The sequence below is a fragment of the Listeria cornellensis FSL F6-0969 genome, from assembly GCF_000525855.1.
Classification (GTDB): Bacteria; Bacillota; Bacilli; order Lactobacillales; family Listeriaceae; genus Listeria_A; species Listeria_A cornellensis.
The window spans coordinates 1-2,101 of record NZ_AODE01000060.1 but is presented as its reverse complement, the minus strand read 5'-3'; the positions used below and the strand labels follow the sequence as shown (position 1 = coordinate 2,101).

Genomic DNA, 2,101 nt, shown 5'->3' with positions numbered 1-2,101 from the left:
CCCAACGCTCATCAACTGGACAGTACTCATCAACAGCGACAAGTTAGCGATTCCAAATGCTGTGTATACAGACACGATTGGTGCTGGTCACACGTTTGTAGGTGACTCTTTAGCGGTCTACAAAGGCGATACAGACGGCCTTGGAAATCCGATTGCCGCTAACAAATTAGCCGACGCTGTCACAGCGAATATGTTAAAAAGCCAAAATGCACAAGGTTTCCAGTTAGCCTTAGGGAATATCAACGACACGGTATCGGTGACGTACCAAACAAAAGTAACGAATCCGGTGACAGGCCAAGCCTATAAAAACGAAGCGAAATTGACAGGAACAGACGTAAGTGAAAGTAAGAGCTCAGAAGTTAAATATTATGGTGGTGACGGATCAGGAACAGGCGAAACACCTCCAACAGAGACACCAGACCTAAAAGGTAGTATGGAAGTCATTAAGCGTGATGGGACTAATCATAGTAACCTACTAGCGGGTGCGGAGTTCTTATTAGAAAGCACGCTTGGTACGAAGCATACACTTGTAACGGATAGTTCGGGTAGCGCACGATTAGATAATTTAGCACTAGGTACGTATCGACTGGTAGAAACCAAAGCACCAACTGGTTATATCTTAAATCCCGCAGCGAGTACGTTCCAAATTACAGCCGACAATCATGCCAAGACAATCGTCATTACGGTGGATAACCAGCCAAAGCCAGAAGAGCCACCGACCGAGACACCAGATCCACAAGGTAGTTTTGAAATTATTAAGCGTGATGCAACAGACCACAGTAATCAATTAGCTGGTGCGCAGTTCCAACTGACAAGTAACATGGGGCATAATCAGTCGCTAGAAACAAACAGCGAAGGCACAGTGGAGATAGCTAATTTACCCCTTGGTACTTACACCTTAGTAGAAACAAAAGCGCCAGAAGGCTTTATCTTAGATGCAACACCACGTACGTTCCAAATTACAGCTGATAACCATGCCACGATGCAAATCATTACAATTGACAACCAACCAAAGCCAGAAGAACCACCAGTAGTACCTGAAACAGACCCAACAGGTAGCGTACAACTCCGCAAAGTAGACGCAACAGATGCCAACAAAACACTAGCCGGTGCTACGTATGATTTACGAAATGCCGCTGGAACACCAATGAAGACGGTAACGACAGCAGCCAACGGTACGCTGACAATAAACGATCTTGCCCTTGGGAAATATAGTCTGGTTGAAGTAACAGCTCCAAGCGGCTATTTAGTAGATAAGACACCAATCGCCTTCGAAATCACAGCAGCCAACGCAGGCCAAATGATCACACTGACGCATAAAAATACAAAAATTGACGTACCAGAAATCCACAAAAATGTAGAAGCACACCAAGCATTTGACTGGAATATCATGGCCCAATTAGAAGGCGCACCATCGACAGCTAGTCAATCACTAGAACTAACAAACCGCAACGACTCGTTCGTATGGAATGTAGACACGACGTTTGGCAACAACACAGCGACATGGACAAAAGCCGTATTAACCGATCAAATCAACGACCTTTTAGAGATTGAAAGTATTCAAATCACAGACGCACAAGGCAACGATGTGACAGGAAACGGCACACTCACAGAAGAAAACAACCTAATCACGTTCACAATCAACAAGAAAAACAACAGCTACGCATTCCTATCGGGCCAAACGTACACGATGAACATCCAAACAAAAATCAAAGACGGCGTAACAGACGAGCAATTGGCACCATTCATCCAAGACGGCGGAATTCCAAACCAAGCAGAATTAGCCTTCAGCAATAGCGGAAAAATCGTATCCGAAATTCCAAAAGTAACACCACCACCAGTGAATCCAGAAATCAGCAAAGACATTGAAGGCAAAGAGCACCTAGAGTTAGCGAACCGTAACGATGCCTTTGACTGGAACGTCCACACAGCATTTGGTAACCAAACAGCAAGCTGGAACCAAGCGATTATCACAGACCAAATCAACACGTTACTAAGCATTGAAAAGATCCAAATCACCGATGAAAACGGCAACGATGTGACAGAAAACGGCACAATCACAGAAGAAAACAACTTAATTACCTTCACGATGAACAAAAAA

The 2,101-nt window shown here is 44.4% G+C and carries 1 protein-coding gene; it reads left to right on the top strand.

The window, feature by feature from the left end; all coding sequences use genetic code 11:
* Positions 1–2,101 (top strand): SpaA isopeptide-forming pilin-related protein (locus PCORN_RS17715; RefSeq protein WP_149024412.1); only part of this gene is annotated, 2,101 nt, incomplete at both ends.